Genomic DNA, 20,545 nt, shown 5'->3' with positions numbered 1-20,545 from the left:
GACTGGATCCCAGAATATAAGGTTTAGCTTAGGCCGAAGAAAATCTTCAATGGACAATAAATAAATTTTTGGGTAAAGTTGAATCCCTGAAATTCAGGCGCCATAAAGATCCATTAAAATTGTGACCATTAGAGTTGACCAGCCGAAATCTGGTGCGCCTAGAGGTTCACCGGTTAAACTGTTATAGTTCTCATTACAAGTAGGTCCAGAGGCCATGATGTCAAGGGCTTTCTCAGCTAGACGCCTAGCCTCTTCCGTGAAACCATACTTCTTTAATCCATGATACGTGAACCAGAGTATATTTATCCATGAACGCCCCCTCCAATACCCCTTTGGATCATACTCCTTGTGATCCGCACTAACTGTGGGAAGCGGAAATCTTGTCCAAAACTCCCCGGGGTTAAGTAGATGCTCCACTAAGCTTTTAGCCTGTTCTTTTGAGGCTATGCCAGCGTAAAGCGTGAGGAATGCTGCTGGGCTCTTAACCTTAATTTGCTCATGGTTCTCCTCGTAAATATCATAGAAGAACTGGGTCTTTGGATCCCACATATATGATAATACTTTATTTGCAGTTTCCTCAGCAAGTCTATTATATTCTTCAGCCTTTTCATGCATGCCCAGTCTTTCAGCTAACTCAGCTAAAATTTTTCTCTGAAGATAAATTAGGCAGTTAAGATCTATAGCCTCTACCGGCGCCATACGGATCTCTTTATACATAGACCTGTATTTGGAGGGGTTTGCCTCAAACATTTTTATTGCTTCATCCCATCTAACGGCGTTATCCCAGCCAGACTCTAAATAATCCACGTAGGCCATAAGCTGATCCTTATCTGCGTCTCTAGCAGCCCTAAACCATGCATCGTATCGATCTAAAACTCTGAAGGCGCTGGCAAGGAAATCCTCTCCGCCGCCAGAATCCATTATATGTTTGATGGCTATAGCTAACACTGGAGGTTGAGTAGTCCATGGGGAGTAGTCGTCGACACCCCAAAATAACTTGCAAAACTCTTTAGACAAAAATATTTCATGAGGAATCCGCCCATCCGGTTTCTGCGCTTCAAATAGGTTTAAAAGTTCCTGCTCAGCCATCCTAACATTATATGTGGAGAGCACTATAGCGTGAAAAGAGGAATCCCAAAGCCACTGATGCCTAAAGGCGAACTTGCTGGGCATGGTGAATGGGTTTTTAAGGGTTGGATTATCCCAGGCAAAAGCTCTATTCGCCAGTATAACGTACCACATATATTTCCATAAAAGTGCATATTCAGGTTTCACATTGTTTAATCCAGGCAATTCACTAATGATGCTCATCATCCACTTTCTCTTCTCATTTTCCACGAGACCAGGATTACTTAACACAGCCTTAGAGGTCTCAATTGCTTTCTCCTTAGAGCAATCTCCAACAACAGTAAAGATGAATGATCTTTTGGGAGTGAGGCTAAATTTTATTTCGTAAGCGGCATGACCATTCTCAATGCTGGATGTCATAGAGCCATTTGAAGCCACGCAAATAAAGTAAGAATTTCCATAAGATCCTTCTAGGACCCCTTCATGAAAGTTTAGATGCACGTTAGCCATCTTCGTTATTTTATTCCTAAAATCGGGATTAAACCAGCTAAAAGTGCTCAGACTTCCCTTCGCCCTTAAACCTATTTCTGCTGGAGACAGATTCTGTATGGAGTACACTAGCGTATCATTATGTATAAACATCTTTACTTCTAGTTTAGCATTGCCAGCAACCAGTAGATTATAAGCTATGCCGTCGGACCAAAGTTGATGTTCAGAGGATAGATGGGGCTCAACTACCTCTAAAAGAGGACTAGCCTCAAAATATTCTCCAAAAGAGAAAAACTCAATGTTCCCTCCAGATAACTTAGCCGCCATTAGGTTCCCAACAACTTCCCCTTTCCACTTTAAAACAATTTCTCCCCCTTCCATAAGTATATTTTCATTCTTCTCCCTCAAAAAAATGTTACTGAATATAATGAGGAGGAAACCAAGTACGATTGAGACCAATATTAAGGTTCTTAAAATTTTGCCGTTAATCTTATTCACCTATAATCCCGTAATTCTTTTGAGTCTAGGATTAAACATATCTTCAAGCCCTATATTTACGAGGTTTAAGGAGATGAAGATCAATATTAAAAGTATTGCTGGAGCAAAAACTAATTGATAATAGCCCTGAGCTATAGCTCCAAAACCCATAGACCAGAAAAGAAGTAATCCTAGTGAGGGTATATCACCTGGTCCTAGTCCTATAAGCCTTAATCCTGTCTCAGCGATCATCGCTCCAATCACCGCGTTAGCAAAACCTACACCTATAAAGGGCATAAGGTTAGGCAGTATCTCAAAAAACATTATCTCAACACTATTTAATCCAGAGACCTTGGCAAGATCTATATAAGGGCGTTCCTTTAAACTCAAGATTTGTGCCCTAATTACTCGCGTAGGCCAAGGCCAGCTGAAGATAGATAAAGTAAAGCTCATCATCAGTAAATCCATTCTTATGTATGCAGCTATAGCTAAAAGTATTGGCAAAGTTGGTATTACAAGAACAGAATTGGTCATAGCATTTAAAGCGCCATCTACTTTACCGCCTAAATAGCCAGATGCCGTGGCAATTACCACAGCGATTAAAGTCGCTATCCCTCCAGCTAATAAACCTATTATAAGCGAATATCTAAGGCCGGTTAGTTGAAGTGAAAAAATATCTCGACCGAAATGATCTGTGCCCAAGGGGTGCTCAAGAGAGGGGGGAAGAAGTTTAGGGAATAAACCTATTTCTGTAGAGCTGCGTCCCCTGAGCAAATAATTATTGATGTATGGTTCAAGTACTGCTAAGGTTACTAAAGATAACAGTATGAAAAAGCCGATCTTAAAAGTTAATGTGCTTTTGCTTAGTGAAGAAAGCAACCTCGTTATCCTTTGCACAAAAAATTTTTGCTGGGTCATTATTATTCACCCCTTACTCGGGGGTCTATAAGCGGATATACTAGATCTATAATGAGGTTGGCTGTTAGCACTGTGAATATGGAAATTAATATCACTCCTTGAACGGTATTATAATCGAGGGCGTTTATCGCCTGAACAAGAAGCGTTCCCACGCCTGGGTAGGAAAATATCCATTCCACTAAGTAAAAACCGTTAACAATAAACCCTAAAGACATAGCTAATCCTGTAGTTTGAGGTAGGAGAGTATTTCTAAGCAGGTATCTGCTTAGTATTCTAATTTTTCTTAAACCTTTAGCCTGAGCGAAAAGCAAGTAATCTTCGCCTAAAATGGTTATTGTTATAGCCCTTGTGGATATAAGCCATCCCAATGATGAAATTAATATGAGGGAAAGTGATGGAAGTGTTGCATGGTATATTACGCTTGATATAAAAGCGAGGTTAAGTCCTGGTGTAACGGTGGGTGAAAAAGCCCATCTTGGAGGAAATATTGTGAAAATATAGGCTAAGAACATCACTAAAAAGAGCGCGAGTAAGTAAAATGGCACCTGAGACATACAAAGTGAGATGGTGAACATTATTGAGTCAATTTTGCTACCACGTTTCCATCCAACTAGCGTGCCAGCTATTATACCTATGGCCCATGAGATAAGAGTGGCCGCTCCCAGAAGACCTATAGACCATGGTAGACGCCACGCTATGAGATCTTGAACAGGGTTTGGAAAATTTAAAAATGAGGGACCTAAATCAAACTCTAAAAATACTCGTTTAAGATAAGAAACGTATTGAGTTACAATATCGCCCTCGAGACCGAATTTACGTTTATACTCATTTATTATCTCTTGAGTAACCTGGGCCAATTGAATTGAGTATCTTTGCTCTATTAGCCTAATAAAACGTGAAACTGGATCCCCTGGTATTAGCCTCAGAAAGAAGAAAACGATTGAAAAAGCTACAAATAGAGTGATTAAATAAACCAGAACTTTTATGATTATATATCTAATTATTCTTTTGCTGACCATCTATATCACTAGTTTAATGGAGCCTTGTATAAATATAATGTGTCAGAAGATATAAGCGTATTGACCTTATTCCCTGTAAACGATTACCAATAATATGCTAGGCTTTGACGAAAGTCTTATATATCATCTCTAGGACATATAAATGAAGGGGAGAGAAAGTTATGGAATATAAAATAAGAAACTTCTTTATGCTAGCTTTACTGGCAAACATTGCACTATTATGCATAGTGAACTTTGTACCTTCATCATTTGCCCAAGTTGCACTGCCAGTACCTAGAGAGGAAGCAGTTATATGTGAGACAGATACGGCTTATACTGTTTGGGATAAAGCAAATCAATTCATACCTATGGGGACGCAATGGGGATCAGGATGGCATCAAGTAGTGCAGGAGTGGGACTGGTACATAAACTATGCTACTGGGGAAATAATATACTGGCGTATAACTGGCTGGGAATACAGCGAAGATGCTAAAACGTTTATAATGCATATAAGACGTGGTGTGAAATGGAATGATGGTGTCCCCTACACGTCTAGGGATGTTGCTTTTACTCTAAATATGCTTAAGGCTAACCCAGAGCTATTCGGCGCCGCATATGTTAATGAGTGGGTTGAATCCGTTGAGACGCCTGACGACTATACTGTGGTAATTCATCTCAAAAAGCCTAATCCAATGTTCCACCACACATTTAGAATGTGGGGAGCTATTAACGTTAGACCAGAACATATATGGAGGGATAAGGATCCAAAGGAGTTCGCAAATTGGCCACCAGTGGAGACAGGTCCCTATAAGCTGTATGGTACTTATCCAGAGCTTAACATGTTTATATGGGAGAGAGACGAGGATTACTGGGCTAAAGATGTATTTGGGCTGTTTCCTGCACCTAAATATGTTATATGGAGATATGCTCCTCCGCCAGACATAGATCTTGCTGATTTTGTACGCGGTATGGTGGATGCACCGTTGCCCCACTTATTTAGTTGGGATATGATTAAGATGGCTATGCGTCTCACCACAAATATAACATTAGCGCCTTACTTAGATCCCTGTCCACTCGGCATATCAACCTTTAACTGCGATAAGTATCCGTTAAATATTACAGAGTTTAGATGGGCTATTGCCCTATGCCTTAACAAAGAGAAGCTAGCAGCCCTATATCCGATGGCTGCTGAAACATGGGTTTCTCCATATCCATGGCCCATACCGATGTACGCGGTTTTTGACAAGTATAAGCCCATGGTTGAGAAAGCACTTAAAAGAATAGAAAATGAGCTTGGTGTCAAATATGAGTATAATCCTGCTAAAGCCGCCGCTATACTTGATTCTCTTGGCTTCATTGACAGGGATGGTGACGGTATAAGAGATACCCCTGATGGCGCTAAGATATCATTAGAAATATTGAGCAGACCAGTAACAGTTGTTCAAGAATACTATATAGCAGCAGATTTAGCTGAAGAACTCAGGAAGATAGGCATAGACGCGGTTGTTAGAACCGTGGATCCGGCAATGTGGCATGAGTTAACTGCGCTTGGTCAATACGATATAGCGGCTGGCAGCCTATGTTCAAGCGCATGGTTGCCTGGTGAAATAGTTTATATGCTTGATGACTTTCATGGCAAATGGTATGTGCCTATAGGTGAAAGATCGGTAGGCGGAGGCGTTCACGGTGCTAATCCAAGATATCGTAACCCTGAACTTGATGAAATTGTGGACGAGCTGTGGAAACTAAGATCCGATGATCCCAGAGCCCAGGAACTTATTGAAAGAGGAATCTACATTATAATGAGAGATATGCTTAGCGCACCCGCGGTAGAAAAGATGTTTGTACAAGTATTTTCAACGGCTTATTGGGAAGGATGGCCATCTGAAGAAAACATGTATCATGTACCATACATATGGTGGCCTGAGTTCATCTTCATTCTCTTCTCAATAAGACCTAGAGCTCTTCCGACACCAGTATCTTATGTAAGCGTCTACTTCCTTAAGGATGTCGAAGCATTTACAGGCGTCGACGGAAAGAGATACGGTCCATTCTCTAAAGGCGCCTTCGCTATGATTCCTGAAGAGGATGCTGAAAGATTTATGGCTCAAGGGCTTGTCTCATATAGTCCGCCTGTTCCAGCAGAGCTACCTGAGATTGCAAAGGCGGTTTCAGACCTCCTTGGAAAAGTCTCAGCATTGAGCAGTAGCGTTAATACGCTTACCGGCAGCATTGACACGCTATCAAGCCGAATGGATGCGTTATCTGGTCAAGTAGCGGGCATAACCACCGTAGTGGTAGGTATGGGCGCAATAACAGCAGTGCTAGTCATCATCGCCATTGTAATGTTATTACGCAAAAAGTAAAAAATTATTTTCCTTTCCTTTTTTTATTTTATTGGTCTTCAGCGGTAACACTTCACTGTTTTTAGACTAATATAGGTGACAGGCAACTTTTCTTTCTTGACCAATGTTTTTCAGCTGGGGTGTTTCTGATAAACATTTCTCCATGACGTAGGGGCATCTTGCTGAGAAAACGCAACCTTTATCTGCTCTAAACTTTTTCAAGGATTCCATTGACGTTAGATCTATTTTATCTGTCCATCTGCGCTTAGGATCCGGTATCGGTATAGAACTTATGAGTAGCTTAGTGTACGGATGTAACGGGTCTTCAATCACTTGGTTTTTCGGCCCCTCCTCGACGATCCTGCCATAGCATAATATGATTACATTATCTGCCAGATAGCTGGCTGTATGCAGGTCATGTGATATATACAGGCATGAAATACCATGCTTCTCCTTAAAAGATAATAAATGATCTAGAAAAATAGCTCTGAGCGAGACATCTATCATGGATATTGGTTCGTCGGCAACTATAAGCCTAGGCCTAATTAAAAGTATTCTCGTTAGCATGAATCTTTGTCTTTCGCCTCCACTGAGCTGATGTGGATATCTCCCGAGAAGATCTTCTGGCCTAAGTCCTATGTCTTCCATAGCCTTAATCATGAGGCTGCGTGCTTCCTCCTTGCTAGATGCAAGCTTAAATTTTTTGATGGCGACTTCAAGAACCCGGTCAACTCTGTAATAAGGATTATAGATGCTGTATGGATCTTGAAAAATGGGTTGAACCTCCCTATAATACGCCATCTTGTTTTTCTTGATCCACTCGGAGACACTCCTACCCTTGTATAAAATCTCGCCTGAAGTGGGCGGCAGAAGCCCCAGTATCATTCTGGCTATAGTGGTTTTACCGCTCCCACTCTCACCTATCAAAGCCGTTATCCATGGTTCACTTGGCATGCTGAACGAGACGGCGTCTACAGCCTTTATAATCCTCCTAGAGAATAGTCCTAGTCCCCCTCCAACTCTAAATTCCCTACTCGTGTTCCTCAATTCTAGTAATGGTTGATCCATAATTTTAATCACCCATATAGATGGCAGGCTACGGATCTTTCTCGTTCAACCTCTTTCATAGGAGGCTCAACTTTAGCGCATAACTCTGTCGCCTGTCGACATCTGGGATGAAACCTGCAGCCTGAAGGCCAGTTTAAGGGGCTTGGAGCTAGACCAGGTATACCTTTAATATACCTTTTTCCTATAGCGGGTATGGCTGAAATTAGGCCCTTAGTGTATGGGTGTAATGGCTCCTCAAATATTTGACTGATTAAGCCAACCTCCACGATTTTTCCAGCATACATTATTGCTATTCTATCCGCTATTTGCGCATGCGCCGCCATATCATGGGAAACCATTATAACGGTCATACGATAATTTTCCTTAAGCATTCTAAGGAGCTGGAGAATACCCCTCTGAACCACGACATCTAAGGCTGTCGTCGGCTCATCAGCTATTACAAGACTCGGCTTAAGGGCTATGGCTGTCGCTATTATAACCCTCTGCTTCATACCGCCACTAAGCTGATGCGGATACATGTCTGCAACCTCGACTGGCAATCCAACTTCTTTTAGCATAGATAATGCGACCTCTCTAGCTTTCTCCTTATCCATGCCACTATGATCTATTATCGCATCAACCATCTGCTCCTCAATCTTTATGACGGGATTCAGCGAGTTCATGGCTCCCTGAGGAACATACGCAAGTTTAGACCACCTAATCCTCCGAAGCTCTTCCTCTGGAATCCTCAAAATATCTATTCCATCGAAGATAACTTTTCCAGTAGGTACATAGCCAGGGGGTTTAACGAGCCTGAGAACCCCCTCAACGAGAGTGGACTTACCACATCCGGACTCACCCGCTATGCTAAGAACCTCATTTCTATATGCTTTAACTGATACCCCATCTACGGACTTATAGTCGCCCCAAATACTCTTATAGTAAACCCTGAGATCATCAACCTCAAGTATAGGCTCCACCAACACCACCTTAATTTCAATTAATATTTGCCAAGGGTAATCTAACGGACATTCTTTTGTCGCTGCTCATATACACTGCTTCCATTATTTCTTGGGCTTTGATCGCATCATATATTGTTATGGAGACTTCTTTATCTTCTTTTATAGCTTCTATTAGCTCATCAAGAGAATTTTTGTTTTTTGGCTCTAAGTTTGGTTTAACCCAGCTCTTTTGAACCCTAGTGTAGTACATTAGTCCAACCAGCGTCCTCAATAATGAACCTTTATCACCATATATTTCTAATGGTGACCATGGGATACCTTCAACTACTTGCGTCCATCCACCATCAAGTATGCCTAGGGTTCCCTTAGAAAACCTTATTGTTCCGACCCCCTGATCATCTATTTCGTAGCTCGATGAGAAATTGCTTACAAACCCGGCGACTTCGCACGCTTCATCTCCAAGTATATATCGAAGTAGGTCAGCTCCATGAATGCATAAATCTAAGAACCCTCCATTACCAGCCATCTCCTTCACAGTGAACCACTCGCTCCATCCCCTAAACCAGCATTCTATGGCTGCAGAATGAGCAACTCTAATTCTGATCATACTTATTTTACCTAACTCACCACTGGACACTATCTCCCTTGCCTTAACATTTTCGGGGTTAAATCTAGCATTAAACCCTGTGGTGAACTTAATACCACTTCTTTCTACAACATCTTTTATCTTTAGGGCATCCTTTAAATTCACCCCTATGGGTTTCTCACAGAAAACGTGAATACCGTTTTCAGCAGACAGTTCAACATACGTCAAATGTTTTGCAGTCTCAGTGTTAATTAGAGAGATATCTGGTTTCTTTTTAATGGCTTCCTCAATGCTTTCAAAAAGCCTTAAACCATATTTATCCGCGTAATATTTTCCTCGTTCCTTATTTTCGTCGAAAACCCCTATTATCTCGACATCACTAACCTCAGTTTTTCTCCTTAAGAGCTGTTCGGTATAGCTTGTTGCATGAACATGCGCGTAACCAACCATCAACACTTTTACAGCCATTTTCATAGTTAGCCTCTCCCGCTCACTTAAATATATCCTCTATTTCTTTTGGCAAAATTACTCTAATATCTTTTCCTCCCTCATTAATCGACTTATAAATGGAGTCAATTATGTATTGCTCGTATACTATTTCTTTCGGGTCTATAGGTGAAGGCAGATTCTCAGCAACAGCCTTAATGAATTCCCACGTCTTATCTTTCCAAGGATCCTTGCTCGGTAAATTTAATGCTGTCGTCGTCATGTAGCCGTTTTCATCCCTGTAAATCTCAAGTGGGTTAAGTTTTAAACCACCTCTTGTGCCCAAAAATAATGGTCTGCCTAGGCTATCATTATGCATGGCCCAAGCTTCCTTAAGAATGAGGACGCCGTAATTCTCTAAAACAATTTTAGCTACAACAAGCTCTTCAACTTCAAATTTACTGATATCCCAAGCGCCCCAGGAACCCTCAACAATTGCTTCTTTATTTTTGCATAGAGCAGTAAACGCATGTCCACTAACGCTTTTAACTCTTGGAAAACCAAGTATGTTCATGGCGTTATCTATTGCGTAGCAGCCTATATCAAGTAAGACTCCTCCCCTAGCCATTTCTTTAGTGTAAAACGATGGATTTGATGGAACACCTCTACGCTACCCCCAGACGTTGTTTCTCCATAATAAAATTCTCCAAGCAGCCCGTTCTTCACAAGATTCTTTGCAACGATTATTTGGTTATCAAATCTGTTTTGAAAACCGACCGTAAGAATCTTATTTGAGGAAGATGCAATCCTATACATTTCTAACGCTTCGTTAGCGCTTGAAGCCATCGGCTTCTCAACCATCACATGGAGACCGCTCTTCAAAGCATATATGCTTGGTTCAGCGTGAAATCTATGAGGGGAATCCTATCATGAAGCCAACTAAAGGGATGTGGGATGAAGGGGGTTTTGAATGTGGATCATTGCTCAAGATCGATTTATGAAGATAAGGTTATGGCTAATAAGGTATGGCGGTATAAAACAGATGAAGGATTCTGTAGAATTCGACTTAAATTTGCACCTGTCGAAAACGCCATAGTTTCAGCTTGGCTAATACTGGAAAAATAATAGCTTGGAAGACAATTTTCCGAGAAAACATGATGCTCTAAACCTTTTCCGCTTCTAGGATTTCTTTAGCCTTATCGATGAGCCGAGCTTTCTTACGCTGATGCTCCTTAACGAAACCTGTCACTATTTTTATTAGGCGCATTTTATCCTCACCGCATAATATGTTGCCACACCTACAGTCATTATATAGGTTAACCACTTCTTTATCGTCCTCCATGAAGTGGAAAAGGTACATGTCGAAGATCGGGCATACGTCAGGGTTGCCTCCAAGCCTACGCTGTTCCTCAGCCGTTGGTCGGCCGCCGGTAAAAGCGTAAAGGATTTTTTTAGCTATAGTTTCCGTATCCTCATCAAGCGTAAAGTAGCTCATCGGGTTACGTTTGCTCATCTTGTAGCCTCCATCCAGCGCTTTAATGAGCTTGTGGTACGTGGATGACGGTGGAACAAAATTAAACTTGCTTTGAAAGCGGTTAGCTAAATCTCTTGTGAATCGAATATGCGGATCCTGGTCGACGCCTACCGGGACAACCGTCGGTTTCGGGCCGCCGAAGTCTTCGAGCTGCGGCATCAGTATGTCGCCGGCCTGTATGAGCGCCGACAAGTATAAGCCCATGTGTCTTTCGCCGTAAATGGCTTTCATAGTCGCCAATGTTGCCCCTCTGCTGAATATTATGGCAAGGTCTTTAACGCGTTCCTCTTTTGATTGGCGATAAATGTACCCTTTTTTAGGGTCGAAGCCCAAAGCCAAGATGTCAGCAACATTGTTTACGGCTATTTTCTCGCTCTCCTCGAAGGGTATCCCGTTGTCTTCGTAGGCTTCAACGTCAGCTATGCAGTAGAAAGCCATTGCTCCCTCCTGCTGGAAATATATGATTTCGCGGGCGGTCATCAGTGTTCCGAGGTGAAATTCGCCAGTTGGCTTTATGCCGCTCATGACGGCGAAATCTCTACCGCTTCTCATAGCGTCAATTATGCGTTCGAAATCCCTATGCCCAAATATGACGCTTCTCCTCATGGCTGCGCAGGGGTTGGGCACCTGCGATAATAGGGGTTTGAAGGGTTGTATTCCAAACTCCGTGAAGAGCTTATCATAGTCCTCAATTAGGGTTGCTCCAAACGGATCTAGGATGAAGCCGCCAGCGTCTTTAGCGCCAGACATATATTTCAAGCCCTCACAGCGGACTAGTGCTAATAGGAGGCGTAGACTTAAATATATTTTGACAACACATAAATTTAAACTATATTTTGCCTCTCACTCAACATATTTAATGGCTTCCAGAAGATTGTTTATCTCAGGCTTTAAGAAAAAGATGGCGGAAGGAGAGGAATTAGATTGCGCGTCGCAGTTGGGGGTTTTGGGGCGGAATCAAATTCATTTAGTGTTGAAAGCCCCGTAGGCGAGCCTATGGAGAAATCTTTTGACGATGGACTACTGCTGGAAAACATGGGGAAAAAGACGGTTATAGGAGGGTTCCTAGAGGTTTTAGGTAAAGCTGAAGCTAAGGTTTTTCCCACTTTAAGGGTTTTTTGGGGGGCTACTGGGGTTATATCAAGGGAAAGCTATGAGCATTATAAGTCTGAGCTAATTAAGCGTATTGAAGATAATTCGGAGAATATCGACGGTGTTCTACTGGATCTTCATGGAGCCATGGTTGCCGAGGGGGCGCCGGATGGAGAAGGCGTGCTGCTCAAAGAGCTACGAGAGATTCTTGGAGAAAAAACCCCGATAGTCGCTGTTTTAGATATTCATGGGAATATTACTGATCTAAAGGTCAACAGCGCCAATGCTCTTCTAGGCTATAAAACCAATCCTCACATAGATCTCTATGAGAGGGGTAAGGACGCCGCCCGGCTCCTAATCCGCATATTGAAGGGAAGAGTTAACCCCGTAATGTATCTAAGGAGGCTGCCCATGCTCGGCCCAAATTTAGGCATGAGCACATGGTCCTATAACCCAAGAGAAGCGAAAAATCTCCCTTTCGCAAGAATAATGAGGGAGATCAAGAAGATTGAAGGGAACCCTAAGATTCTGGATATTTCAGCCTTTATAGGTTTTCCATACTCTGATCTACCTGAAAGCGTAACCTCGATTCTAGCTATAAGTGATAAGGATCTCAAGCTGGCTGAGGAAGCCGCCAGCAGTATTGCGGAAATGATCTGGAATTCTAGACACGAATTCTTGAAGGTTAGACCCCTAATACCCGTCGACGAAGCCGTCGAGATGGCTATAAAGTATCCCGATTGGCCGGTAATCCTCGTAGATGTGGGAGACAACTCTGGGGGCGGCGCACCCTGCGATAACACAGTTATTTTAGAAGCCCTGCTGCGCAAAGGGGCTGAAGACGCGGTAGTTCCGCTCCGCGACCCAGAGGTCGTTGCCGAATCTATTGTTGCTGGGGTTGGAAACGTGATAGATGTGGAGGTTGGCGGCAAGATCGATAGAAGATTCTATAAGCCGGTTAAGGTGAGCGCGCGCGTAAAGACGATTTCTGATGGAAAATATGTTATAAGGGGCCCTCATCATGGGGGATACATGGTTAAAAGAGCCGTGCTTCCGAAAGAAGCTTGGAGGAGCGCTGATGCTGGTAAAACGGTTTTGCTTGAGGTTGACGGGGTAGAGATAATAGTTTCTGAAGGCAGGGTTGGCATGGAGCAAGACTACTATAAGTCTATTGGAGTGGACCCCTCACAGCGGAAGATAGTGGTTGTGAAATCTCATCAGGCGCATAGAGCGTCCTTCGAGAGCATAGCGAAACGCATAATAGAGGTTGACACGCCGGGCTCAACAAGCCCAAGCTATAGGGGATTAACGTTCAGGAATATAGCTAGACCAGTTTTCCCACTAGATCCAATATGAAAACGCCTTTCACCTCTTATCTTCAGCCAAAAGCGTAGGGATAAGTTAGGTAGGCGTAGTGTGAGCGTGAAGATAATTTTAATTTCCCTCTAGGATAAAATTCTATAATCTGAGAGGTGCCAGTTTTGAGGTTTTACTCCTCTGAGTTTTCAGTTCAGAGTAGGAGGAAGACGGAGATTATAGACGTGACTAGTAGCGTGAGCGGGGTGATTGAGCGTTCAGGCATAAAGAATGGTTTCGCCAACATATGGATACCCCACACTACGGCGGCTATAGCGGTAAATGAGCATGACCCAGACCTATGGGAAGATATTCTCGCCACAATGGATCGACTGGTTCCGCAGAAATCCAATTATCGCCATAACGCCAAGTACGGTTGGATACCGAGCGAGCAGAACGCGCATGCACATATATTAAACTGCCTAATTAAGCCAGGCGTCACGCTGCCGATAAAGGACGGGCAGATTCTTATAGGCACATGGCAATCAATTCTCTTAATCGAATTAGACGGGCCTCGCCTACGCACCGTTCAGGTGCATGTGATTGGCGAGTAACAGCCTAAAGCCTATTGCTTAGTTTCCTTTTCTCCAAAACTTCTATGAAGCGTTTAACGTCGCCGTAAATCTTCTCATATATGTGGGCGCTATTAGAGAAGTCTACGTAGGCGCCGACCTCTAAGCCCAGTTTCTCAGATATCATTTTTTGTAGCTCAGTCATGGCTAGCATATTCATGTGCATTGCCCTAAAGATGTCTCTGCTTCTCCAAGAGGTATGCATAATTAGTTTACCGCCTCTAACAGTACACCAGATTCTCTGGAGACACGGTGGAGAATCAACCCACATATCTTTCTCCGGAACCCACGTTATCGCCTGCGCCCTTCTCGAATAATTAACCTTACCCAACTTCTCAATTATGTAGCCTATCTGATTTATCCCATTCGGCGGATAATTGAATAGGCGTTCGTGGTAAGTGTAATGTATTTTGCCTTCTTTAACAGCCCAATCAAAGGTTCCCTCCAAAACCTCCTCAATATATTTGCGCAGCGAATCCTTCATTGCGGCATATATATCGCCTCTATGAACACGCGGTTCGCTGAAGGGTTCTTCGACAACTACAAGCAGCCCTAAAATCTCCTTCGACTTTTCCCCATACTCCGTTGGAACCTCAGCGCCCTCTCTCCAGCATTTTAATACGGATTCCTCCCAAGCCTCAGCAATCGTACGCGTTCTGATTAAGGCGCCAATAGCGCAACCCATGTCGATCAGCCCTCTCGTGACTTAAACTTAAAATGGTCGGACTAAGAATTATTTTTTCTAGTAAATTTTTATAGTGAGATTTGTATAAGTCTTTAATCTATACGGTTAGGGCGTATGGAGAGCAGCCCTTTACATAGCGGGGAACCATGCCTAAAACATAACTGTGCATTATGTTGCCATGAAACGAGAATGTGTCTCACTAAGCTAGACATTAACAGGATAATTAAGCTGGGCTACTCTACGAGGGATTTCGCCGAAAGGCTTGGAAGAAACTGGAAACTAAAGAATGTTGATGGAAAATGCTTTTTCCTCGAAGGCTCAAAGTGTAGGATATATAGGTTTAGACCATACGGATGCCGCCTATATCCGCTGATATATAGCCAATATGAGCGCAGAATAACGCTAGATGATTTGTGTCCATACAAGAACGAGTTTAGCGTCCGAGCGGAAGATCTTAGAAAACTGATGTTTATACTTAGGATGCTAGGTGCGGAGATACATTTTTAAGGATACGACCTAAAATATATTTAGGGGAAAGAAATATGTCCAGCTTTGACGAGTTTTGGGAGAGATGGTTTAGAAGGCGCAGACCCTTCTCAAGCTTCTTCGAGGAAATAGATGAAATGTTCAGGGAGATGGAGCGATTATTCGAGAGGGAATTCGAGGATTTATCTAAGATGGTTCCGAAAGACCTGGTACGCGAAAGGATTCTGCCGGATGGAAGAAGAATTCAGGAGTGGGGGCCATTCGTATATGGGTACAGCATAAGGATAGGTCCCGATGGGAAGCCGGAGATAAGAGAGTTCGGTAACATAAAGCCTGGTGCCGCGAGACCTGGTAGACCATCGATATCGATTAAGGAGGAACGTGAACCTCTAGTCGACATAATTAACACTGATGGCGAAATCAAGGTTATAGCTGAAATCCCCGGAGTTGAGAAAGAGGATATAAAGCTTCATGGCACTGAGACGAGTTTGACAATAAGCGTCGATACGCCGCAGCGCAAATACTACAAGGAGGTTGAGCTTCCGGAGAAGGTTGACCCCAAACAGGCTAAATCAACCTATAAGAACGGTGTACTGGAGGTCTCTCTACCTAAGAAAAGAGAAGCCCCTAAGGGTGAGCCGATAAAAATAGATTAACAATATAGGATGATTTTAGAATCTACTTTCATTTTAATTAAATCCCTTTTTTATTTTCATAGTTTTTGTGAACATTGAGTTGATTAAGGTTGAAGATATTAAAGAAAAAAGTGCTGAAAAAGGTTAAGCAAGATATCCCATGGTTAGAGCATATTATAAACGATGAAAAAATTGCGGGAGACCTTAATCCCGCGGCGGCAGATGTCGAGATACATTTCAGAAGGGAGAGCCTCTGCATATTCTGTAGGGGCAGCAGAATGCTATGTGGGAAATCTAGGTGCCCCGCCATAGTAAGGCTTTACTCGCTTCTCAAAGTTAAGAACCTAGTGAATTCCGAAAAAATTTTTGGCTCCTCCCCACCCGGAGTCTTTGTAGGCAGAATAGGATACCCTTATGTTTACGCAGGCCCCTTGATCCCGCCTGTTCTAGGAGACACATCCCTATTCGATATGCCCGAGGTATGGGTTGGCAGATCAATAGATGAAATAATCGGCTTTAGAACCGGTTTAATTCGCGGAAAATTCAGGGTTAACGTTAAGAAGCCGTTCACTAACGAACAGTTTCTGAGTAGAACTATAGAGATAGCCTTGTCGAGAGAACCAGTAGATACGGAAGCCCTATTCAGAAAGAAGCCTTCTGGAAGCTTCATATTTGATGATGAGGTTCAGCCAATGGGCCCCTCAGCCCCACTATTAAAGATTGAGGTTGAGAATGCTAGGATAGACCAGAGGATCGAGAAGGCTTATAGTGACGCTGACTTAAAAGCTGAAGAGGCGATCCTTGACCTTTACCTTAACGGTGTGCCAGTATCGAAGATACAGAGAGCGTTTAGCGTCGGCGCCTTCGGTGTTAAAAGGCAGCGTAGAATGGTGCCGACGAGATGGAGCATAACCGCGGTAGACTCCACAATTTCGAGGAGAATAATAGAGGATAAAGTTAAGTCTAATCCCGAGATAGGCGAGTACCGCGTCTATAGCTTTACCTATCTCGGCAACAGGTTTGTCGTTCTCCTAACGCCTTCAAAATGGAGGTATGAGTGGATAGAAGCATGGTATCCGGGAACATTATGGAACCCGCAGGGCGAAGGTATAGCTATGGGAAATGATTGGGAAGGCTACTATGGGAGAACCTCATATGCTTCCTTAGGCGGATGCTATTACGCTGTTAGATTGGCGGCTGCGGAGTTCTTGGCGAGAGAGGGGAGACAGGCGGGGGTAATAGCCATGAGGGAGATTCATCCGAGTTTTATTATGCCGCTAGGCGTTTGGATTAACAGGGAGTGTGTACGCGAAGCCTTTAAAGGAAGATATGAACGATTTAACACCCTCAGTGAAGCCCTAGAATATATAGGGTCAAAGTTCTCAATACCTATAAGAGAATGGGTGAAAACCAGCCACCTAATGAAGGAAGATATTTTCCAAGAGAAGATCACGAAATACCTGAAGCCGAAAAATTAAATGGGCGTATAAAAAAGCGAAAAGGAAAAGATGCTATACTCTCGCTATCCCTTTAATCAATTCTTTCAATAGAACCTCTGACGCTTTATCGCCTTCCTTCTCCCTCACCTTCAAAGCGTACCTTTTGAATTCATCGAGGGTTACTGGCTTCCTGCCCTTCTTCTGCGACAGGTATGCTGATTGAACAATAGCCGTTGTCTCCGCGCCTATATTCTCATCGCAGATAGGCCGCACATTATTTAGCACACAGTTACACGCATTCCTTATCTCACCGGCGAAACTCTGAATCCACGAAATCTTCCCGAGGTTGAACTCTCTCTTTCCACCTTTAGCATCACTTATAATTAGAAAGGTTTCATCGCCCCTAGTTTCCGGCTTAATCTCGCCGCTCGTCCCAATTATGGCTGTATCCATAGAGTCTCTATGAGACCATGAACCCTCAACATGCGCCGAAAACCATTCACCAGCATCATTCTCGAAGCGCATTAAGACATGAGCGTCGTCCTCAACCTCAAACGCCCTAAACATACCCTGTATGATTCTGGTTCTCATGCGTATACATATGCCGTATGGCTCAGCCGCCTTGACAACAGTGGGCCTCTTATCAAAGCCGCCTAAAAACCATGAGCAGGTTATCGCGTGTACACCGTTATCCAAGAGGGCTCCACCTCCAGCGATATCTAGGTCCCAGAACCATGAAGCCCATTCTGGCCCGCCATGGGCCGCAGCCAAAAAGATTAGCTGTGGCTCGCCTATTGTGCCGCTTTCAATAAACTTTCTAATATTGTACCAGAGCGGGTGGAAGAGCCAGTTCTCATTATGCTGATAAATCCTTTTAGAATCCGCAACATGCTCTAAGACATCTAGGCATTCGAGGTAGGTTCTAGCCATAGGTTTCTCGCACATGACATTAACGCCGTTTTTAAGGGCTTCAATGGCTACTGGAGCATGAAACTTTGTTGGAGTACATATGTCGACTAAATCGAGATTCTCTTTCGACAACATTTCCGAGAAACTCGTGTACGTCTTCAAGTTATCTATGTCTTCCCTTAATCTCTCGGCTAGATCTATGTTTCCTTCATCTTTAGCCTTCTGCATCCTCTCTTGATAGACGCCTCTAACTCTTCTCTCAGCGGCCTTCAGCACAGATTCAGATATATCGCATATAGCCGCCAGCTGCGCCTCCGCTATGTCCGGATATGCTGGTAAATGAGCGCCCTGAAATATCCCACCGGAACCAACAACACCGACTCTAACCCTCTTCAAGAACAACCACCCGTTAAGAGGGTTCAATCATTTAGGCTTAAAAACCTTTCCTAAAGTTTTCAGCAGAATAGAATTAATTTTATAAGACAGACCTTCACTATAATTAGCTAAGATTAAAACTAATGGTGGGATCAAATATTAGCTTTGAATATGTTGTTGAAACAGAGGATTTAGCCAAATATTATCAGATGGGGCCCATAACGGTTAAGGCCCTAGACGGCGTTGACTTAAGGATTAAACGTGGAGAATATATTTCAGTCATGGGTCCTTCTGGTTCGGGTAAGACTACGCTGTTTAATATGATTGGCGGCATAGATAGGCCCACCAGGGGAAGAGTGTACATAGATGGCGTCGACATCGCTAAACTAGACGCCTATGAGCTTGCTTGGCTTAGGTGCCGTAAGATCGGGTATATTTTCCAGACCTTCAACCTTATACCGGTTCTAACAGCCATAGAGAACGTTATGCTGCCAATGATCTTCGCTGGCGTTGAACGCGAGGAGCGCTTCAGAAGGGGTAGAGAGCTGCTTGAGATGGTTGGCTTAGGGGATAGGCTTAACCATAAGCCGGCGGAGCTTAGTGGTGGTCAGCAGCAGCGTGTTGCTATTGCTAGGGCTCTTGCGAATAATCCGGCTATAATTCTCGCCGATGAGCCAACAGGCAACCTAGACCTGCATACGGGGTTGGAGATAATAACTCTCTTGAGGGAGATGAATAAGGAGAAGGGCGTAACTATTATTGCGGCAACCCACGACCTTAAGATGATCGATGTGAGCGACAGAATAATTTATCTGCGGGACGGCCGAGTAGAGAGGTACGAAACCAGAGCAGAAGTGTACGTGAGAGTTACGGAATAACGGAATAGCGATCGCCGCATATTCGCCCAAAAAATAAATACGCAGATCAAATAAAAGCGCCTTTTCTTAAAAGAAAAGCTATATGGTATACTAGGTCAATTTAAACGAAGGCTAAAAATTATTCAGGAGGATAAGTAATCATTTCAGCCTTTGAAAGCCCATAATCTACTTTCACTTTGATACGCTCAGCCTGTCCCAGTCAACTTTTTTAGCGATCGCTTTAAGATGACTCTTCAAGATTTTCTCAGCTTTCTCAAAGGTTAGGCGTCCAGCATTCCAAGTTACGAACGGCGGGTAGAATGATGCTTCTTTAAAGACCGCCTTACCATCCTTAATCTCGAACTTTATGTATCCAAGCTCTCTCAGGTAGCAGGAGTCGTTTGGGCATAGAATATCTATCTCTTTTAACTCATGCTTTAAATATAGGATCTTGTATTCATCCGGGCTATCTATTATCCTGCCGCAGGGACATTGAATCTTCTCTTCTTCCGCCATCATTCCACCCCTCCCCTCATTCCTCTTCAGCGAAGAATTCTTCAGCCGTGAGCGTCAAACCTCTCCTCTCCTCGATGTTTTCGATAGTGCCGTCTCTGAGGAATACTACTCTGTCGCTTATATCGATCATTTTGAGGTCATGAGTAGCGCAGATGATTGTTGTGCCACGCTCAGCTTTCAATCGGTATAGGAGCTGAACTATCGCGAAGCCCGTGTTCAAGTCTAGGTTGCCTGTTGGCTCATCGGCGAGAATTATAGCCGGATTATTCGCAAGAGCCCTAGCAATAGCAACACGCTGCTGCTGACCACCACTAAGCTCGGTGGGTCGATGGTTAACCCTGTCGCCTAGGCCAACCATCTCAAGCAGCTCAACAGCCCTCTTTTCCCTTTCCTCCTTCGGGACGCCGAGAAAAACCATTGGTAACGCAACGTTCTCCTTGGCTGTTAGAACCGGTATAAGGTTGAAGGTCTGGAAAATATACCCGATCTTACGGCACCTAAGCCAGGCCATTGACTTCGACGGTATTTTAGATAAGTCTACACCATCTATAAAGATGTCGCCCTTAGTGGGCCTATCTATGCCGCCAATCATATTAAACAGCGTAGTCTTACCCGAACCAGAAGGACCCATAATAGACACGTATTCCCCACGGGACACTTCAAGAGATATTCCGCGCAGGGCGTGAACCACTTCTCCCCTAAGATAATAGTCCTTGTGGACATCAATGGTTTTAACGGCGGGAACCGATTTCTCCATTAAGAAGTTTTCCTCC

The 20,545-nt window shown here is 43.5% G+C and carries 19 protein-coding genes and 1 pseudogene; 7 read left to right on the top strand and 13 right to left on the bottom strand.

Going from position 1 to position 20,545, the window contains the following annotated elements; genetic code table 11:
• Positions 1–93: 93 nt before the first annotated feature.
• The 3 genes from QXR61_03220 to QXR61_03210 are packed head-to-tail and all read right to left on the bottom strand — an operon-like array spanning position 94 to position 3,971.
• Positions 94–2,055: a trehalase family glycosidase gene (locus QXR61_03220; protein ID MEM3756959.1), complete on the bottom strand. Its 1,962-nt coding sequence runs from the start codon at positions 2,053–2,055 to the stop codon at positions 94–96.
• A complete protein-coding gene (locus QXR61_03215; protein MEM3756958.1) occupies positions 2,056–2,952 on the bottom strand; it encodes an ABC transporter permease in 897 nt (298 codons plus the stop codon).
• Between the two features lie 2 nt (positions 2,953–2,954).
• Positions 2,955–3,971, bottom strand: a complete 1,017-nt coding sequence (locus QXR61_03210) for an ABC transporter permease (GenBank protein ID MEM3756957.1) — start codon at positions 3,969–3,971, stop codon at positions 2,955–2,957.
• Positions 3,972–4,132: 161 nt separating this feature from the next.
• On the opposite strand from QXR61_03210, the gene QXR61_03205 reads away from it, so the two are divergent.
• Positions 4,133–6,316: an ABC transporter substrate-binding protein gene (locus QXR61_03205; protein MEM3756956.1), complete on the top strand. Its 2,184-nt coding sequence runs from the start codon at positions 4,133–4,135 to the stop codon at positions 6,314–6,316.
• A gap of 66 nt (positions 6,317–6,382) precedes the next feature.
• On the opposite strand, the gene QXR61_03200 is transcribed toward QXR61_03205, so the two are convergent.
• The 6 genes and pseudogenes from QXR61_03200 to trpS form a co-directional block, all read right to left on the bottom strand.
• Positions 6,383–7,363 (bottom strand): ABC transporter ATP-binding protein, encoded by a 981-nt coding sequence (locus tag QXR61_03200; protein ID MEM3756955.1) that lies wholly within the window; start codon positions 7,361–7,363, stop codon positions 6,383–6,385.
• Positions 7,364–7,371: 8 nt separating this feature from the next.
• Positions 7,372–8,322, bottom strand: coding sequence for an ABC transporter ATP-binding protein (locus tag QXR61_03195; protein MEM3756954.1), 951 nt, complete (start codon positions 8,320–8,322; stop codon positions 7,372–7,374).
• 16 nt (positions 8,323–8,338) lie between these two features.
• A complete protein-coding gene (locus tag QXR61_03190; GenBank protein MEM3756953.1) occupies positions 8,339–9,364 on the bottom strand; it encodes a Gfo/Idh/MocA family oxidoreductase in 1,026 nt (341 codons plus the stop codon).
• A 16-nt stretch (positions 9,365–9,380) separates the two neighbouring features.
• Positions 9,381–9,944 carry a hypothetical protein gene (locus tag QXR61_03185; protein MEM3756952.1) on the bottom strand — a complete coding sequence of 188 codons (564 nt, stop codon included), beginning with the start codon at positions 9,942–9,944 and terminating at the stop codon, positions 9,381–9,383.
• A pseudogene (locus QXR61_03180) lies at positions 9,914–10,225 on the bottom strand (Gfo/Idh/MocA family oxidoreductase). The gene QXR61_03185 and the pseudogene QXR61_03180 overlap by 31 nt, the downstream one beginning before the upstream one ends.
• Positions 10,226–10,478: 253 nt before the next feature.
• Positions 10,479–11,600 carry a tryptophan--tRNA ligase gene (trpS, locus tag QXR61_03175; protein MEM3756951.1) on the bottom strand — a complete coding sequence of 374 codons (1,122 nt, stop codon included), beginning with the start codon at positions 11,598–11,600 and terminating at the stop codon, positions 10,479–10,481.
• 174 nt (positions 11,601–11,774) lie between these two features.
• On the opposite strand from trpS, the gene QXR61_03170 reads away from it, so the two are divergent.
• On the top strand, positions 11,775–13,298 hold the full coding sequence (locus QXR61_03170) for a M81 family metallopeptidase (GenBank protein MEM3756950.1): 1,524 nt from the start codon (positions 11,775–11,777) through the stop codon (positions 13,296–13,298).
• A gap of 125 nt (positions 13,299–13,423) precedes the next feature.
• Complete coding sequence (locus tag QXR61_03165) at positions 13,424–13,852, top strand: secondary thiamine-phosphate synthase enzyme YjbQ (protein MEM3756949.1); 429 nt, start codon at positions 13,424–13,426, stop codon at positions 13,850–13,852.
• 4 nt (positions 13,853–13,856) lie between these two features.
• Here QXR61_03165 and QXR61_03160 read toward each other — a convergent pair whose 3' ends face one another.
• On the bottom strand, positions 13,857–14,555 hold the full coding sequence (locus QXR61_03160; protein MEM3756948.1) for a thymidylate synthase: 699 nt from the start codon (positions 14,553–14,555) through the stop codon (positions 13,857–13,859).
• Between the two features lie 114 nt (positions 14,556–14,669).
• Here QXR61_03160 and QXR61_03155 point away from each other — a divergent pair, with 114 nt between their 5' ends.
• The 3 genes from QXR61_03155 to QXR61_03145 all read left to right on the top strand — a co-directional run bounded on the left by QXR61_03155 (position 14,670) and on the right by QXR61_03145 (position 17,154).
• Positions 14,670–15,062, top strand: coding sequence for a YkgJ family cysteine cluster protein (locus QXR61_03155; GenBank protein MEM3756947.1), 393 nt, complete (start codon positions 14,670–14,672; stop codon positions 15,060–15,062).
• A gap of 35 nt (positions 15,063–15,097) precedes the next feature.
• Positions 15,098–15,697 carry an archaeal heat shock protein Hsp20 gene (hsp20, locus tag QXR61_03150; GenBank protein MEM3756946.1) on the top strand — a complete coding sequence of 200 codons (600 nt, stop codon included), beginning with the start codon at positions 15,098–15,100 and terminating at the stop codon, positions 15,695–15,697.
• Positions 15,698–15,786: 89 nt separating this feature from the next.
• Entirely contained in the window at positions 15,787–17,154 is a 1,368-nt protein-coding gene (locus QXR61_03145) for an Nre family DNA repair protein (protein ID MEM3756945.1), read from the top strand.
• Between the two features lie 33 nt (positions 17,155–17,187).
• Here the strand turns inward: QXR61_03145 and QXR61_03140 are convergent, their stop codons facing one another.
• Positions 17,188–18,420 carry a Gfo/Idh/MocA family oxidoreductase gene (locus tag QXR61_03140; protein ID MEM3756944.1) on the bottom strand — a complete coding sequence of 411 codons (1,233 nt, stop codon included), beginning with the start codon at positions 18,418–18,420 and terminating at the stop codon, positions 17,188–17,190.
• Positions 18,421–18,542: 122 nt separating this feature from the next.
• On the opposite strand from QXR61_03140, the gene QXR61_03135 reads away from it, so the two are divergent.
• Positions 18,543–19,277: an ABC transporter ATP-binding protein gene (locus QXR61_03135; GenBank protein ID MEM3756943.1), complete on the top strand. Its 735-nt coding sequence runs from the start codon at positions 18,543–18,545 to the stop codon at positions 19,275–19,277.
• A 171-nt stretch (positions 19,278–19,448) separates the two neighbouring features.
• On the opposite strand, the gene QXR61_03130 is transcribed toward QXR61_03135, so the two are convergent.
• Together QXR61_03130 and QXR61_03125 are read right to left on the bottom strand one after the other, a co-directional pair.
• Positions 19,449–19,775 (bottom strand): hypothetical protein, encoded by a 327-nt coding sequence (locus QXR61_03130; protein ID MEM3756942.1) that lies wholly within the window; start codon positions 19,773–19,775, stop codon positions 19,449–19,451.
• Positions 19,776–19,788: 13 nt separating this feature from the next.
• Positions 19,789–20,529: an ABC transporter ATP-binding protein gene (locus QXR61_03125; protein MEM3756941.1), complete on the bottom strand. Its 741-nt coding sequence runs from the start codon at positions 20,527–20,529 to the stop codon at positions 19,789–19,791.
• Between the last annotated feature and the right edge of the window lie 16 nt (positions 20,530–20,545).

It is taken from the genome of Candidatus Bathyarchaeia archaeon, from assembly GCA_038882715.1.
In the GTDB taxonomy this organism is placed as follows: domain Archaea; phylum Thermoproteota; class Bathyarchaeia; order Bathyarchaeales; family DTEX01; genus DTEX01.
The sequence above is the reverse complement of the archived record's forward strand: the minus strand, read 5'-3'. Positions and strand labels throughout refer to the sequence as shown.

Coding starts and splice junctions, on each gene's coding strand:
- QXR61_03215 (MEM3756958.1), bottom strand. CDS start 2,952: ATGACCCAGCAAAAATTTTTTGTGCAAAGGATAACGAGGTTGCTTTCT.
- QXR61_03210 (MEM3756957.1), bottom strand. CDS start 3,971: ATGGTCAGCAAAAGAATAATTAGATATATAATCATAAAAGTTCTGGTT.
- QXR61_03205 (MEM3756956.1), top strand. CDS start 4,133: ATGGAATATAAAATAAGAAACTTCTTTATGCTAGCTTTACTGGCAAAC.
- QXR61_03200 (MEM3756955.1), bottom strand. CDS start 7,363: ATGGATCAACCATTACTAGAATTGAGGAACACGAGTAGGGAATTTAGA.
- QXR61_03190 (MEM3756953.1), bottom strand. CDS start 9,364: ATGAAAATGGCTGTAAAAGTGTTGATGGTTGGTTACGCGCATGTTCAT.
- QXR61_03185 (MEM3756952.1), bottom strand. CDS start 9,944: ATGGCTAGGGGAGGAGTCTTACTTGATATAGGCTGCTACGCAATAGAT.
- trpS (MEM3756951.1), bottom strand. CDS start 11,600: ATGTCTGGCGCTAAAGACGCTGGCGGCTTCATCCTAGATCCGTTTGGA.
- QXR61_03160 (MEM3756948.1), bottom strand. CDS start 14,555: ATGGGTTGCGCTATTGGCGCCTTAATCAGAACGCGTACGATTGCTGAG.
- QXR61_03155 (MEM3756947.1), top strand. CDS start 14,670: ATGGAGAGCAGCCCTTTACATAGCGGGGAACCATGCCTAAAACATAAC.
- hsp20 (MEM3756946.1), top strand. CDS start 15,098: ATGTCCAGCTTTGACGAGTTTTGGGAGAGATGGTTTAGAAGGCGCAGA.
- QXR61_03135 (MEM3756943.1), top strand. CDS start 18,543: ATGGTGGGATCAAATATTAGCTTTGAATATGTTGTTGAAACAGAGGAT.
- QXR61_03130 (MEM3756942.1), bottom strand. CDS start 19,775: ATGATGGCGGAAGAAGAGAAGATTCAATGTCCCTGCGGCAGGATAATA.
- QXR61_03125 (MEM3756941.1), bottom strand. CDS start 20,529: ATGGAGAAATCGGTTCCCGCCGTTAAAACCATTGATGTCCACAAGGAC.